Below are 13,962 nucleotides of genomic sequence, written 5' to 3'. Positions count from 1 at the left end.
CCGGCCCCCGTACCGTCGTGCGGCCCGGGCTCAGCGCCCGCCGGCCACCAGAAGCGGCGCACCGCTCCCGGCCGTCACCGGTGCCACGAGCCCGCGCGTCACCAGTTCGGGGATCACGCCCTCCCCGAACCAGTACGCCTCCTCCAGATGCGGATAGCCGGACAGCACGAAGTGCTCGATGCCGAGCGCGTGGTACTCCTCGATCCGGTCGGCGACCTCGGCGTGGCTGCCCACGAGCGCCGTCCCCGCGCCACCGCGCACGAGACCGACCCCGGCCCAAAGGTTGGGCGAGATCTCCAGGCCCTCCCGCTTGCCGCCGTGCAGCGCGAGCATCCGCTGCTGTCCCACCGACTCGCTGCGCCCGAGCGCGGCCTGCGCCGCCGCGACCGTCTCGGGAGAGAGGTCGTCGAGCAGCCGGTCGGCGGTGGTCCAGGCGTCCCGCGCCGAGTCACGCGTGATCGTGTGCAGCCGGATCCCGAACCGCACGGTCCGCCCCTCCCGCTCGGCGAGCGACCGGATCCAGTCGATCTTCTCCTTCACCTGCTGCGGCGGCTCGCCCCACGTCAGATAGACGTCCGTGTGCCGCGCGGCGACCGGCCCGGCGGCGGCCGACGAACCACCGAAGAAGATCTGCGGCACGGGCTCGGGCGGCAGCGCCGAGTAGCCGCCGTCGATCCGGTAGTGCTCGCCCGCGAAGTCGTACGGGTCCCGCGCGCTCCCGCCCCACACGCCGCGCACGACGGAGAGGAACTCGTCGGTGCGGGCATAGCGGTGGTCGTGGTCGAGGTGATCGCCGTAGCGCCGTTGCTCGGCCGAGTCGCCGCCGGTGACCACATTGAGCAACAGCCGCCCCTGAGTGAGACGTTGGTACGTCGACGCCATCTGCGCGGCGAGCACCGGGGAGATCACGCCGGGCCGGAACGCGACGAGGAACTTGAGCCGGCGCGTGTGCTGGGCGAGGGCCACGGTCGTCAGCCAGGCGTCCTCGCACCAGGTGCCGGTCGGTGTGAGGACCCCTTCGAAGCCCAACTGCTCGGCCGCCTTGGCGATTTGGATCAGGTAGTCCAGGCTGGGCGCCCGCACCCCGGCGACCGCACGGGCCGGTGTGCCGCCCAGCGCGCCGCCGCTGAACGCGTGCCGGTCGACCAGGGTCCGCCCGTCGCCGCCGGTCGGCAGGAACCAGTGCAGGGACACGGTCATGATCAGGACTCCTTGGCGTAGGTGCGCGGGGCGGTGCTGGAGGCCGGCAGATCGCCGTTGAACCGCGTGTCGACGAAATCGGCGAAGTCGACCTTGCGCGGAATCAGCTTCAACCCCGTGAAGGTGTCGGCTATTTGCTGCTCCGAGGCGATGACGTCCTTGTCGATGGCGACGGTCACGCGCGTGCCGTTCGTCCGCTTCACCGCGTCGAGGGCGACGTCGTACGGCAGGCCGGTGTCCTTCGCCCAGACCTTCGCCCACGCGTCGGGGTGCTTGTAGACCCAGTTCTGGGCGCGCCGCAGCCGGTCCAGGTAGTCCTTGATGGCCGCGGACTTCTTCTTGTCGGCGAGGGCGGTCGGCGAGGCGACCTGGAAGGCCAGCCCGTTGGTGACCCCGTCGCCGTCGGTGAGCACCCGGCCCTGCTTCGCGCGCAGCACCTGCGAGGTGTACGGGTCCCAGACCGCCCACGCGTCGACCTTGCCGCCGGTGAACGCGGCCAGCGCGTCGGCCGGCTGAAGGTACTTGACCTTGACGTCCCCGAGCCCGAGACCGGCCTTCTTCAGGGAGGCGACCAACTGGTAGTGCGCGGACGATCCCTGCGCCACCGCGATCGACTTCCCCTTCAGCGCGGACGGTGTGCGCAGTGCGGAGTCCTTCGGTACGAGGATGGTGTCGCCCTTCGCGGTGCCGTGACTGGCCGACACCACCTTGATCTTCGAGTTCGCGCCGGCCGCGAAGACGGGCGGGGTGTTGCCGACGCCTCCGATGTCGACGGCCTTGGCGTTGACGGCTTCGAGCAAGGGTGGTCCGGAGGTGAAGGTGGACCAGCGGATCTTGTAGTCGAGGTCGTCGAGTTCACCGGCGGCCCGCAGGACGGCCTCCGAACCACCCTTCTGGTCACCGACGTTGAGCGTGAGTGAGCCCTTGCCGTCGGTGCCGCCGCCACCCGCGCCCGCGGTGGTCGTGGTGGCGGACGAGGCGCCGGAGCAGGCGGCGAGGAGCAGGGCGAGCGGAGTGAGCAGGGCGGGGAGGGGGAGGAGGCGTCGCATCGTGGAAGTCCGTTCGGGAGAGGCGGCGTTGGGGCGTTGGTGTCGGGGCATGGCTGTTCGGTGGAAGGCCGCTGGAAGGTTCGGCGGAAGGTTCCGTGGAGGTCGGTGGCAGGTGGGGCGGAGGATCAGGCCGCGGGGTGCTTCACGGCCTCTGTGGACGAGGCGCCCTGCCGGTGCTGTTCACCACTCGCGTCGCCGTCGTCGGGGTGACCGTCGTGGTGGTCGTCGTCGACGCCGAGCCGCCGCAGCAGCTCGGCCCGCAGCTCGGCGAAGCGGGGATCGCCGATGTCGCGCGGCCGGTCCAGATCGATCCTGGTCTCGTACGCGATGACGCCGTCGTCCATCACGAGCACCCGGTCGGCGAGGAGCACCGCCTCCTCGACGTCGTGGGTGACCAGCAGGACGGCGCAGCCCCGCCGCTGCCACAACTCGCCGACCAGGCGCTGTGCCTTGATCCGGGTGAGTGCGTCCAGAGCGCCGAACGGCTCGTCGAGCAGCAGCAGTTCGGGCTCGCGCACCAGAGCGCGGGCGAGCGAGGCGCGCTGGGCCTCGCCGCCGGAGAGGGTCTTCGGCCAGGCGTTCGCCCGATGCGCCAGGCCCACCTCCTCCAGCGCCCGCTCGGCGACGTCCCGGCCCGGGGAGCCCGGCAGACCGAGCAGGACATTGCGCCACACCCGCTTCCACGGCATCAGGCGGGGCGCCTGGAAGGCCACGGCCTTGCGGCGCGGCACGAGGACGCTGCCCTCGATGTCGCGGTCGAGCCCGGCCAGGATCCGCAGCAGGGTCGACTTTCCGCATCCGCTGCGCCCGAGCAGGACGACGAACTCGCCCTCCTGCACGTCGAGTCGGAGGTCGTCGATGACGGCCCGGCCGTCGAAGGCGCGGGTGAGCCCTGAGACCCGTACCGCCGAGCGGGCGGCGGTGGACGGGGTCACCGGCCGGTGAACGTCGGTCGCCATTGCAGCAGCAGCCTTTCGAGGGTTCGGACGACGAAATCGGCGAGCAGGCCGAGGAACGCGTAGACGATCAGGCAGACGACGATGACGTCGGTCCGCAGGAAGTCCCGCGCCTGCACCATCAGGAAGCCGATGCCGGCGTCGGCGTTGATCTGCTCGGCGAACACGAGCGCGAGCCAGGAGATGCCGAGCGAGTAGCGCAGCCCGGTCATGGCCCCGGGCAGCGCCCCCGGCAGCACGACATGGCGCACGAGCCCCCAGCGGCTCAGCCCCAACGACTCGCCGGCTTCGACGAGTTGGGAGTCGACACCGCGGATGCCCGCGTACACGTTGAGGTACAGCGGGAACGACACACCCAGCGTGATGATGGCGATCTTCGGGGCCTCGCCGATCCCGAACCAGATGATGAACAGCGGAATGAGCCCCACGAACGGAACGGTCCGCAGCATCTGCACACTCGCGTCGACCAGATCCTCGCCGACCCGGAACAGCCCCGACACCAGGGCGAGACCGACCCCGACGACGACGCCGAACAGCAGCCCCAGGGAGACGCGTTGCAGCGAGACGCCCATGGCGGTGGGCAGCGAACCGTCGGCGAACAGATCACGCGCGACCCGCGCGATGGTGCCCGGCGAGGCCAGCACCTCGGACGTCAACACGCCCGTGGAGCTGAGCAGTTGCCACAAAGCGAGGAGAAGGAGGGGGCCGGAGGTGCGGCGCAGCCACCTGGGGAGACGGGTACGGCGGGCGGACGAGGGGACGATCGGCACCAGTTCCAGCTCGGACGCGGCGTCGGCGGGCCGGGCCGGGGCCGCGTCGCCGGGGGTGCCGGGTATGTCACCGGCGGATTTCTGGGGCGGGGCATGACTGATGCTCATGGCACTCCAGGGCAGGGGAGGGTGCGCTCCGGTGGTGGTCGCGGCAGCACGGGGTGTGCCTCAGCGACGCGTCGGCACGAGCGTGCACGGCAGCGGAACGAGGAGAGAAAAGAGGGGGAGAGCGAGAAGAAGGGCGTCAGCAGCCGCGGCGACACGCGGCGGAGGCCACCCGCAGCAGGTCGATGTGACCGCGCGTGGTGAGCAGGGCTGAACGCAACATGCGCCAGAACGTAGCCACATGTCGACGTACCGTCAATGCTGTCTCGCTGTGTGGACCCCCGTACCAGGGTGCGGGATCAGTGGCGTCGGCGTTCCGCGCCGCGGGGCTGTGGTGGGCGACAATGGTGCGTATGTCCGATGCCTTCACGACCCACGTCCTGAACGTCACCACCGGTTCCGCCGAGCGGATCGTCGACCTCACCCGTGACTGCCAGTCCTTCCTGCGGGACGTCGCCCGCGGCCGGGACGGCCTGCTCAACATCTTCGTCCCGCACGCCACCGCGGGCATCGCCGTCATCGAGACGGGCGCGGGCAGCGACGACGACCTCCTCGCGGTCCTGCACACCCTCCTCCCCGCCGACGACCGCTGGCAGCACCGCCACGGCAGCCCCGGCCACGGCCGCGACCACGTCCTCCCGGCGATCGTCCCGCCGCATGCGACGTTGCCGGTGATCGGGGGAGAACTGGAACTGGGGACGTGGCAGTCGGTGTGCCTGGTGGACACCAATGTGGACAATGCCAACCGGCACGTCCGGTTGAGCTTTCTGGGGTGACCAAGGTCGTCGCTCAGGGTGTGGCCGCGCCTTTTCGCAGGAGCGTCAGTGGGAGGACGCACGGCGGTTGATCCCACGAGAACGGACGCGCGGCACACGGTGCGATCACCGTGTGCCGCGCGTTCGCGTCAGAAGGTCAGTTTCCAGCTGTCGATGTAGCCGGTGTCCTGTGCGGCCACGTCCTGGACCCGCAGCTTCCACGTCCCGTTGGCGGCCTCGCTCGACGCGTTGACCGTGTAGGTGGCGATCACGTTGGCCGCGGAGTCGCTGGAGCTGGAGTTCTTGAGCCGGTACGCGGAGCCGTCGGGTGCGATCAGGTCGACGACCAGGTCGCCACGGTAGGTGTGCTTGATGTCGACGCTCGCCTTGAGCGTGGCGGGCGCGTTGCCAGTGCGGCCGGTGACGGAGACGGACGACGTCACGGCTGCACCGTTGTCGGGTACGGCCACGTCCGCGGTGTTCTCGAAGACCGTGCCGGAGGGCGGCGGAGTGGTCGCGGCGGACAGGCCCCAGACCGCGTACGCGATCGCGTCGCTGTTCCGGTCGAGCGCCGTGTCGTTGATGTTGGCCGAGGTGTCGCAGGACGCGTGGTAGCACCGGTCGAAGGCCAGGCCGGAGGTGCCGCCCCACTTCTGGGCCTGGGCCGCGGTCTTGATGTAGTCGGCGCCGGAGAAGAGGCCGCCGACAGGTATGCCGGCGTTCTTGAACGGCGCGTGGTCGGAGCGGCCGTCGCCCTCCGTCTCGATCTCGGTCGGTATCGAGATTCCGGCGTAGTAGTCCTTGAACGTCTTCTCGATCGTGGGGTCGTCGTCGTACACGAAGTAGCCGGGGTTGGGCGAGCCGATCATGTCGAAGTTCAGATATCCGGTGATCTTCGCGCGGTCGGCCGTGGCGAGGTGGTTGACGTAGTACGTCGATCCGACCATGCCGAGCTCCTCCGCTCCCCACCAGGCGAAGCGCAGGTGCTTCGACGGCTGGTAGCCGGCCCGTGAGACGGCGAGCGCCGTCTCCAGGATCGCGGCCGAACCGGAGCCGTTGTCGTTGATCCCTGGACCGGCCGTGACGGAGTCGAGGTGCGCGCCGGTCATCAGGACCTGGCTCGCGTCGCCGCCCGGCCAGTCGGCGATCAGGTTGTATCCGGTGGACCCGCCGGAGGTGAACGTCTGGAGCGTGGTGGTGAATCCGGCGGCGTCCAGTTTGGCCTTCACGTAGTCGACGGAGGCCTTGTAGCCGGCCCTGCCGTGGGCGCGGTTGCCGCCGTTGGCGGTGGCGATGGACTGGAGCTGGGCGAGGTGCGCCTTGACGTTGGCGACCGGGATGTCCGGGGCCGCGAGGACGGCGGCGGACGACGGGGCGGTGGACGGGGCCGCGGATGCGGGGACTGCGGGAGCGAGGAGGGCGGCGAGTGCGAGGGAGGCCACTGCTGCCACGGTCGTGCGTCTGGGAAGGGCGAGAGTCATGTGGGGGCTCCAGGTTCCGTACGCGCGAAGGGATCGGGGTGTGGAACTGGCCGTGCGCCCCTCCCCGCGGCGGGCGGCAAGGGGCGCGGTGCGTGCCCGATCGTGGACCCTTGACGGCGCACCGTCAAGACGGCATCCGGTGGGCCGTGTCCGCTCAGCGGACGCGGCCGGTATCAGCCCACCAGGGCGTCGGCCGGGGCGACCGAGCCGAGCTTGTCGGACTCTGCGAGGCCATGAGCCTGCGCCGGATTCTGCGGGGCTGTCCGTGGCAGTCCTGCCCGGGAGCCGTCGGCCCGGCGGACAACGGCACCACCCGGTTCTTCCTGGCGGACCCTGAGCGGCCCGAGAAGTGCGTCTCCGTCGGCCACGGCAGCCGGCCGGGCGGCGGATTCACCTTCTGGATTCGCGCGGTCAAGGCAGGGACGGTGCACGAGGTGTGGTTCGCGGGGGATCCGCGGTTCCTTGGCGTCGTCGCGGTGCCCGGGCCGCGGCGGCTGGTCCGGGTGGCTCACCGGGAGGCCCTCGACGGCCGGATGCCGGGCCGCAGGCGCGGAGTCGGCCCCGAGGCCCGGGAGCGTGCCAAGGCCGCGGGCGCGCGCGTGGGCCGACGACCTTGCCGTGGCCTCACGCCGCACTCGAAAGCCCCCGGTCACCCCGGCCGCATCGGCATGTCAGCGAGCCTCCCCCAGCGCGGAATGCGCCTCGTCGAGTCGGTCGACCGCGGTGTCGAGTGCCTCCGGTGGGAGGGGGAAGGGGATGCGGAGGTAGGAGTCCAGGGCGCCGTCGGGGGAGAAGCGGTAGCCCGGTGTGAGAGTGAGGCCGCGGGGCGCCGCCAGGGTGGACAGGTGGCGGGAGTCGGTGTCGAGGAGTTCCAGCCACAGGGAAAGGCCGCCCTGCGGCAAGGAGAAGCGGCACCACGGCAGCGGTGCCAGGCGTGCCGCCAAGTGGTCTCGTTGCGAACGGAGTGGGCGTCGGCGGCGGTCGAGGATCGTCTCCCCGTGGTCCAGGAGCCGGGCGGCGACGAGCCGGTCGAACGGCGACGGGGCGAGCGCCGCCGCGAGGGGAAGTGCCGTCAGCCTGCGGACGATGTCCGGGTGGGCGCGGATCCAGCCCACGCGCAGGCCCGGCCACAGTGACTTGCTCAGCGAACCCACGTACACGACGTGCCGGTCATGGGCGCGCGCCGACACCCGGGGCGGCGCCGCGGCGTCCTCGCGCAGGTCCAGGTCCCGCAGGGTCTCGTCGAAGACGGTCAGTGTGTCGTGCGCGCGCAGGCGCCGCCCGAGGTCGGCGCGGTCCTCCTCGCCCATCAGCAGGCCGGTGGGGTTGTGGAAGTCCGTGACCAGATAGGTCAGGGCCGGCCGCGGCGAGGGTGCGGTCCAGGGCGGGGACGTCCCAGCCCATGGGCGTGAGGGGCTGGGCGACCGGCCGGGCGCCCGCGCCCCGGAACACGGCGAGCGCGCCCGGGTAGGTCGGCGAGTCCTCGACGACCCTGCTGTTCGGCCGCAGGTACGCGGCACCGAGCAGGCTCAGTGCCGCGTCGGCGCCGCTGGTCAGCAGGAGTCGCCCCGACGCGCTGCACAACGTCCGGGTCGGCGGTCACGTGAGCCCGGTGGCCCGCGGAACCCTCGATGTCCTGCCCGAGTGAGCTCTCCTCCCGTGCCCGACTGTTACCGTGGCCGGTGAAGTGACGACAAAGTCGCTCGCGGAGATGTCAGGAGGTGAGTCGCATGGTCGCTGTGGAGACCACCGCTGTCCGCGGTGCCCGGATCATCCTCATTTCCCGGGCCTCGTCCTGACCCTCGCCTGCCTTCCTCCTCCGGGAGCGTGGTTCCGGCATGCCTGCCGTCCGGCGGGGCCCCTGTCAAAGGGTCTCCACTTTGTCTCATCGACTCACTTCACATCCATCGGCCGACATCACCGAGCCGGGCCGCGCCGTGCTGCCCGCCGTCGAGCAGTCCCCGCACTCCACAGGCATGACAGACATGACGGAAAGGGCTCGGGTCATGGACCTTCCCCGCATCTTCAGCATCCGCGAGAGCGGCCACCGGATCCACAACCCGCTGACCGCGGTCAAGCTCGCCTCCCTGGGGGAGTCGCTGCGCCTCGCGCCCGGCACCCGGATGCTCGACCTGGCCAGCGGCTCGGGCGAGATGCTGTGCACCTGGGCGCGTGACCTGGGCTTCACGGGGACCGGCGTCGACATCAGCACCGTCTTCACCGAGCAGGCCCGGGCCCGCGCCGCCGAACTCGGTGTCGCCGACCGGGTCGAGTTCCTGCACGCCGACGCCGCCGGCCACGTCGCGGACGAGCCGGTCGATCTGGCCGCCTGCGTCGGCGCCACCTGGATCGGCGACGGCGTCGCCGGAACGGTCGGGCTGCTCGACCGCAGTCTGCGTCCCGGCGGCCTGATGCTGATCGGCGAGCCGTACTGGCGGCGGACCCCGCCGGACGAGCGGACCGCCCAGGACTGCCACGCGGCGGCCGTCGCCGACTTCCTCGAACTCCCGGACCTGATCGGGCAGTTCCAGGGCCTCGGGTACGACGTCGTGGAGATGACGCTGGCCGACCGGGACAGCTGGGACCGGTACGCCGCCGCCCAGTGGCTCAGCATGCGCCGCTGGCTCGACGAGAACCCGGACGACGACATGGCGCCCGAGGTGCGGGAGGAACTCGCCGACGAGCCCGCCCGTTACGCGCGCGCCACGCGTGAACATCTCGGCTGGGGCGTCTTCGCCCTCATGAAGCGCTGACCCGCCCATCCCGCGAGGGGCCCGGACATCGGGAGCCCCGGATGCCATGAGTGGACCGGACTCCGCGTGGGGCCCGGACCCCACACCGTCCGTGCCCCTCGCGGGACCGCACCGCCTACCATGGGTCGGCTCGGCACCGGAGAGTCCCTCCTGCGGCGCAGGCACGGTGCCGGGCAGGGGAGAGCGTACGTACATGAGGGGGGAACGTGGCTGATGTGCCACCCGGGGTCGTGCCGCCCCGGCCGATGCAGATGTCGTCGTGGCAGCAGGCCGAGCTCAACGCGGCCCGCTGGATGCGGCACTGGGGGTACAGCGATGCCACCGCGAGCCCGGGCGGCCCGGACGGGGGCATCGACGTCCGCTCCGCCCGCGCCCTGGGCCAGGTCAAGTACCAGGCCGCCCAGGTCGGACGGCCGGAGCTGCAGCGCTTCGTGGGGGCGCGGCCCTACGGTTCGACCGCCCAGTTGATCTTCTTCACCGGCAGCGAGTACGCGGCCACCGCCGTGGCCTACGCCAAGGAATGGAACATCGCGCTCTTCACGTACCGCCTCGACGGGGCGATGACACCCGTCAACGAGCCGGCGCGCCGCATCCAGCGCGCCGCCCCCACCTCCGCGAGGCCCGCGCCCCCGGCCGCCCGGAGCCCGCGACCGGCCGCGACGCAGACGTTCTGGCAGCGGAACTGGCGGGTGATCGTGGGGATCGTCCTCCTGATGGCGCCCCTGGGATCGATCGGGGACGAGAAGACCTACACCGGGCCGCTGGTCGTCGACATCCTCAAGTTCATCGGCATCCTCGTGACCTTCTGGACGCTCGGCGCCTTCCTGATCGCCACACGGTTCGGTGTCCGCTTCGCTCTGCGTACGCGACCGTTCAGGGTGACCGTGACTCCTCCGCGGGCGCCCGTGAACAGCGCGCACGTACCGGGTCCCCGGCCCGCCTCCGCCGCGCCGGACGCCCTGGTCGCCGAGGCCGTGGAGCTGCTGCGCGGTGGCAGCAAGCAGCACGAGGTGGACAGGATGCTCAAGGACCGCGGGGTCGGCTTCATGGAGCGGGGCCGTGTTCTCACCGAGGCCAGGAAACGCGGCAGGCGCTGAAGCGGGCCCCGCTCCTCCGGCGGGCGGGGGAGCGGGGCGCCGGCCGAGGGCGCCCGGTCAGTGGGCGAAACCCCAGTCGAGGATCTTCGTGGCGTCGGCGAAGACCTCCTTGTCGGCCCCGACGATCGCGCCGACCAGTGTGCGGTTGTCCCGCTTCGCGGCGAAGACGAGGGAGTAACCGGCCTCCGAGCCGCTGCCCGTCTTGATGCCCAGAGCGCCGTCGTAGCTGCTCAGGAGATCGTTGGTGGTGACCCAGGTGTAGTACCGGGTACGGCCGTTGGCCGCGGGGGCCTCGGTCTCGAACTTCTTCGTCTTCACGATGTCGGCGAACACCGGCTGCAGCATCGCGCGCTGGCCCAGCTTGGCCAGATCGCGGGCGGTGCTGCGGTTGTCGCCGTGCGAGATGCCGTCGAACGAGTCGAAGTGCGTGCCGGTCATGCCCAGCTGCCCCGCCTCGGCGTTCATCCGGCTCTCGAAGTCCGCGATCCGCGCGTCCATCGTGTCCCCGGTGCCGAAGGCGTCGGCCAGGGCCATCGCGGCGTCTCCGCCGGACGGGATGAGCATCGCGTGCAGCAGCTGACGGGCGGTCAGCATGTCGCCGGTCTGGAGGTCGGCGGTGCTGGCGCCGTTCTCCTGGACGTAGTCGCGGTACTCCTGCTTCACCGTGATCTGCCGGTCGAGCCACTCCGGGTGCCGGAGCACGACGAGGGCGGTCATGATCTTGGTGGTGCTGGCCATCGACACGCTCTGGTCGGCCTGGGCCCCGGCCCACATCTCCCGCTCCTGGCTGCCGTCACGGGCGTCCAGCAGGTAGGCGTTGGTGAGCGCGGTGTCGGGGACGTCCTGGGAGCCGGTTCTCGTCTCCGGCGCGCTCCGGTCCTGGCCCGCGGGCGCGGACGTGTCGGTGCCCGCCAGGTCGCTCTCGCCGGCGGAGTGCGTGACGGGCTGGGTGTCGGCCTGCGCGAGGCCGCCCGCGGCGATCGGCAGGAAGGCGCCGAACAGCGCGACCGTGGCGACCCGGGCTCCGGTGCGGTGCAGCCGGTTGGGGCGGGCGTGGCTACCCATAGGCATCCCTTCTCCCGGCGCGGGACGCCGGTTCTGTCATAAGAAAAAGATCAGTGCATACCGAACCTACTTGCGGGCCGACAGCGAGTGTCAAGATCGCCATGTCATAACCGGGTAACAGGCCCGACGGTTCTGACGATCCATGAAGATTGCGTGCGGACGCCTGGTGGATCTCGTGCCGTCCCGCCGCCTGAGAGGATGCGGGCATGAAGACGATCTCCTTCCCCCGCACCGAGCTGCGCGCCTCGAACATCGTCCTGGGGCTGATGCGCATCGCCGAACTCCCCGACGAGGACATCCGCACGCTCTACGGCAGCGCCCGGGACGCGGGCGTCAACACCTTCGACCACGCCGACATCTACGGCCCCACACGCCACGCCTGCGAAGAGCGCTTCGGACAGGCCGTCAAGCTCACCGCCGCCGAGCGGGAAGCGATCGTCATCCAGAGCAAGGTCGGTATCCGGTCCGGCTACTTCGACTTCTCCAAAGAGCACATTCTGCGCACCGTCGACGAGTCACTGGCGGCCCTGCGCACCGACTACCTCGACCTGCTTCTGCTGCACCGGCCCGACACCCTCGTCGAGCCCGAGGAGGTGGCCGCGGCCTTCGACGAGCTGCACGCGGCCGGCAAGGTCGTGAACTTCGGCGTCTCCAACCACACCCCGGGCCAGGTCGAGCTCCTCAAGACCGCCGTGCGACAGCCCCTGGTCGCCAACCAGGTGCAGCTGAGCATCACCCACTGCCCGATGATCGCCTCCGGGATCGCCGCGAACATGGCCGGACTCGACCAGTCCGTCAGCCGTGACAACGGCCTGCTCGACTACTCCCGGCTCCACGGGATGACCCTCCAGGCCTGGTCGCCGTTCCAGAAGGGCTTCTTCGACGGGGTCTTCATCGGCGACCGTGAGACGCACCCCGAACTCAACGACGTACTGGACGAGTTGGCCGCCAAGTACGAGGTGACGCCGACCGGCGTCGCCGTCGCCTGGATCACCCGGCACCCCGCGAACATGCAGGTGGTCCTCGGCACCACCAACCCGGGCCGGGTGGCCGAGTCGGCGGCCGGCTCCGAGCTGCCCCTCACGCGCGAGGAGTGGTACCGGCTCTTCCGCGCGGCCGGGCACACGCTCCCGTAGCGGGACCGGAATCCGGACTCAGGTCAGGCCGGGGGCGTCCCAGACGGGGAACCACCGGCCGAGGTCCTGCTCCACGCGCAGGTCGTCGGTGAGGGCGGCGCGCACCTCCAGCTCCAGGGAGTTGTCCCGCTTCTGCCCCTCCTTGGGGGCGAAGGGGTAGAAGGTGCCGCGCTTGTAGAGGTAGACGAGCGCGACGGAGCGCCCCTGGCCGTCCGTGAAGCCGATCAGGGAGCAGAGCAGGTGCGGGCCGAATCCGCTCTCCTCCAGCGAGGTGTTCACCGCGTGCAGGTCGTTGACCAGGCCCGCCACGTCGTCCGGCGTGTGGCGCACCTCGAGCCAGGTGTAGCCGAGGCCGTCCTGGGTGAACGTCACGGGGCCGTCGAGGAGTTCGCCCATGTCCTGCTGGATACGGGCGAACGCGCCGCCCTCGACGGTCGCGAAGCAGACGGACCCCGCCCCGGTCGGGACGAGTGACGCGGCGGCCTGCAAGGTGATGGCGGCCGAGGGGAGGGCGAAGAGCTGGTCGAGGTCGGGGCGGACCGGTTTGCTCCGGCCGAGGATGGCGTCGAGGAATCCCATACGGCGTCCTGGTTCCTTCCCGTGGTGCCTACGGGCGGCCGAGCTGCGCCGAGATGCGGCCCAGCTGGTCGAGGCGCTGTTCGAGGGTGGGGTGCGAGGACAGCAGCTTGTTGACGCTCTCCTTGTTGAACGCGGGGGCGAAGAAGAAGGCGTTGAACGGTTCGGCCTTGCGCAGGTCCCGGGTCGGGATCCGCGCCATCTGGCCGGTCACCTTGGTCAGTGCCGACGCGAGGGCGGACGGCCGGCCCGTCAGCAGCGCGGCCGCCCGGTCGGCGGACAGCTCGCGGTAGCGCGAGAGCAGCCGGGTGAGCAGGAAGCTGATGGCGTAGACGACGGCGCTGACCGCGGTGACGATCAGGACGGCCGCGGCCGCGTTGTTGTCGCGGTTGCTGCGGCCCACCCCGCTCCACAGGGCGGACCGGGTGATCAGCCCGGCGAGCACGCCCAGGAACGAGGCGATGGTCATCACGGCCACGTCGCGGTGCGCCACGTGCGACAGCTCGTGCGCCAGGACGCCCTCCAGCTCCTCCGGCTCCAGCCGGCGCAGCAGGCCCGTCGTGGCGCACACCATCGAGTTCTTCTGGTTGCGGCCGGTCGCGAACGCGTTCGGCACGTCCGATTCGGCGATGGCCACCCGGGGCTTCGGCATGTCCGCCAGCGCGCACAGCCGGTCCACCGCGGCGTGCAGCTCCGGCGCCTGCTCCGGGGTGACCTCGCGCGCGCCCATGCTGAAGGCGGCAATGCGGTCGCTGAACCAGAACTGGGCGACGAACAGCGCGCCCGCGAACAGCAGGATCACCACCCACGCGCCTTTGAGCAGGACGACGAGCACCCCGACGATCACGACGTACAGCAGTCCGATGAAGAACATCGTCGTGACCATGCGTGAGGTCAGCCCACGGTCGGGGGCGAAGCGGGTCTGCGCCATGGCTCCTCCAGGTCTCGGTCTCAATTCTCCCCCTTCGTCGCTGTCGGCGGCGTAAACGGTGCCGGGGGAATCGCCCACTTCCAGTAGA

The 13,962-nt window shown here is 70.9% G+C and carries 13 protein-coding genes and 1 pseudogene; 4 read left to right on the top strand and 10 right to left on the bottom strand.

The window, feature by feature from the left end:
- Positions 1–30 precede the first annotated feature (30 nt).
- From ABII15_RS04860 to ABII15_RS04845, 4 genes are all read right to left on the bottom strand, one after another.
- A complete protein-coding gene (locus ABII15_RS04860) occupies positions 31–1,200 on the bottom strand; it encodes an LLM class flavin-dependent oxidoreductase (RefSeq protein ID WP_353941032.1) in 1,170 nt (389 codons plus the stop codon).
- 2 nt (positions 1,201–1,202) lie between these two features.
- Positions 1,203–2,249: an ABC transporter substrate-binding protein gene (locus tag ABII15_RS04855; RefSeq protein ID WP_353941031.1), complete on the bottom strand. Its 1,047-nt coding sequence runs from the start codon at positions 2,247–2,249 to the stop codon at positions 1,203–1,205.
- A gap of 125 nt (positions 2,250–2,374) precedes the next feature.
- On the bottom strand, positions 2,375–3,208 hold the full coding sequence (locus ABII15_RS04850; RefSeq protein ID WP_353941030.1) for an ABC transporter ATP-binding protein: 834 nt from the start codon (positions 3,206–3,208) through the stop codon (positions 2,375–2,377).
- On the bottom strand, positions 3,181–4,083 hold the full coding sequence (locus tag ABII15_RS04845; RefSeq protein WP_353941029.1) for an ABC transporter permease subunit: 903 nt from the start codon (positions 4,081–4,083) through the stop codon (positions 3,181–3,183). Before ABII15_RS04845 ends, ABII15_RS04850 begins: the two co-directional genes overlap by 28 nt.
- A gap of 350 nt (positions 4,084–4,433) precedes the next feature.
- Between ABII15_RS04845 and ABII15_RS04840 the strand changes: the two genes are divergently transcribed.
- On the top strand, positions 4,434–4,856 hold the full coding sequence (locus ABII15_RS04840; RefSeq protein ID WP_353941028.1) for a secondary thiamine-phosphate synthase enzyme YjbQ: 423 nt from the start codon (positions 4,434–4,436) through the stop codon (positions 4,854–4,856).
- 128 nt (positions 4,857–4,984) lie between these two features.
- On the opposite strand, the gene ABII15_RS04835 is transcribed toward ABII15_RS04840, so the two are convergent.
- The 3 genes and pseudogenes from ABII15_RS04835 to ABII15_RS04825 form a co-directional block, all read right to left on the bottom strand.
- The gene (locus ABII15_RS04835) at positions 4,985–6,316 is read right to left on the bottom strand and encodes a M28 family metallopeptidase (protein ID WP_353941027.1); all 1,332 of its coding nucleotides are present in this window, start codon (positions 6,314–6,316) and stop codon (positions 4,985–4,987) included.
- A 671-nt stretch (positions 6,317–6,987) separates the two neighbouring features.
- Positions 6,988–7,662: a pyridoxal phosphate-dependent aminotransferase gene (locus ABII15_RS04830; protein WP_353946960.1), complete on the bottom strand. Its 675-nt coding sequence runs from the start codon at positions 7,660–7,662 to the stop codon at positions 6,988–6,990.
- A gap of 25 nt (positions 7,663–7,687) precedes the next feature.
- A pseudogene (locus tag ABII15_RS04825) lies at positions 7,688–7,900 on the bottom strand (aminotransferase class I/II-fold pyridoxal phosphate-dependent enzyme); the annotation flags it as partial.
- Between the two features lie 422 nt (positions 7,901–8,322).
- Here ABII15_RS04825 and ABII15_RS04820 point away from each other — a divergent pair.
- Positions 8,323–9,069 carry a methyltransferase domain-containing protein gene (locus ABII15_RS04820; protein ID WP_353941026.1) on the top strand — a complete coding sequence of 249 codons (747 nt, stop codon included), beginning with the start codon at positions 8,323–8,325 and terminating at the stop codon, positions 9,067–9,069.
- Between the two features lie 206 nt (positions 9,070–9,275).
- On the top strand, positions 9,276–10,166 hold the full coding sequence (locus tag ABII15_RS04815; RefSeq protein ID WP_353941025.1) for a restriction endonuclease: 891 nt from the start codon (positions 9,276–9,278) through the stop codon (positions 10,164–10,166).
- Positions 10,167–10,223: 57 nt separating this feature from the next.
- Here the strand turns inward: ABII15_RS04815 and ABII15_RS04810 are convergent, their stop codons facing one another.
- On the bottom strand, positions 10,224–11,231 hold the full coding sequence (locus ABII15_RS04810; RefSeq protein ID WP_353941024.1) for a serine hydrolase: 1,008 nt from the start codon (positions 11,229–11,231) through the stop codon (positions 10,224–10,226).
- A 206-nt stretch (positions 11,232–11,437) separates the two neighbouring features.
- On the opposite strand from ABII15_RS04810, the gene ABII15_RS04805 reads away from it, so the two are divergent.
- Positions 11,438–12,367 carry an aldo/keto reductase gene (locus ABII15_RS04805; protein WP_353941023.1) on the top strand — a complete coding sequence of 310 codons (930 nt, stop codon included), beginning with the start codon at positions 11,438–11,440 and terminating at the stop codon, positions 12,365–12,367.
- 18 nt (positions 12,368–12,385) lie between these two features.
- On the opposite strand, the gene ABII15_RS04800 is transcribed toward ABII15_RS04805, so the two are convergent.
- Positions 12,386–12,946: a hypothetical protein gene (locus ABII15_RS04800; RefSeq protein WP_353941022.1), complete on the bottom strand. Its 561-nt coding sequence runs from the start codon at positions 12,944–12,946 to the stop codon at positions 12,386–12,388.
- A 28-nt stretch (positions 12,947–12,974) separates the two neighbouring features.
- Positions 12,975–13,874 carry a zinc metalloprotease HtpX gene (gene htpX, locus ABII15_RS04795; RefSeq protein WP_353941021.1) on the bottom strand — a complete coding sequence of 300 codons (900 nt, stop codon included), beginning with the start codon at positions 13,872–13,874 and terminating at the stop codon, positions 12,975–12,977.
- Positions 13,875–13,962: the final 88 nt, after the last annotated feature.

Origin of the sequence: Streptomyces sp. HUAS MG91, assembly GCF_040529335.1 — a bacterium.
GTDB lineage: Bacteria > Actinomycetota > Actinomycetes > Streptomycetales > Streptomycetaceae > Streptomyces > Streptomyces tabacisoli.
This window is presented reverse-complemented; position numbering and strand designations above follow the sequence as displayed.

Coding starts and splice junctions, on each gene's coding strand:
- ABII15_RS04805 (WP_353941023.1), top strand. CDS start 11,438: ATGAAGACGATCTCCTTCCCCCGCACCGAGCTGCGCGCCTCGAACATC.
- ABII15_RS04835 (WP_353941027.1), bottom strand. CDS start 6,316: ATGACTCTCGCCCTTCCCAGACGCACGACCGTGGCAGCAGTGGCCTCC.
- htpX (WP_353941021.1), bottom strand. CDS start 13,874: ATGGCGCAGACCCGCTTCGCCCCCGACCGTGGGCTGACCTCACGCATG.
- ABII15_RS04855 (WP_353941031.1), bottom strand. CDS start 2,249: ATGCGACGCCTCCTCCCCCTCCCCGCCCTGCTCACTCCGCTCGCCCTG.
- ABII15_RS04860 (WP_353941032.1), bottom strand. CDS start 1,200: ATGACCGTGTCCCTGCACTGGTTCCTGCCGACCGGCGGCGACGGGCGG.
- ABII15_RS04845 (WP_353941029.1), bottom strand. CDS start 4,083: ATGAGCATCAGTCATGCCCCGCCCCAGAAATCCGCCGGTGACATACCC.
- ABII15_RS04820 (WP_353941026.1), top strand. CDS start 8,323: ATGGACCTTCCCCGCATCTTCAGCATCCGCGAGAGCGGCCACCGGATC.
- ABII15_RS04800 (WP_353941022.1), bottom strand. CDS start 12,946: ATGGGATTCCTCGACGCCATCCTCGGCCGGAGCAAACCGGTCCGCCCC.
- ABII15_RS04840 (WP_353941028.1), top strand. CDS start 4,434: ATGTCCGATGCCTTCACGACCCACGTCCTGAACGTCACCACCGGTTCC.
- ABII15_RS04810 (WP_353941024.1), bottom strand. CDS start 11,231: ATGGGTAGCCACGCCCGCCCCAACCGGCTGCACCGCACCGGAGCCCGG.
- ABII15_RS04850 (WP_353941030.1), bottom strand. CDS start 3,208: ATGGCGACCGACGTTCACCGGCCGGTGACCCCGTCCACCGCCGCCCGC.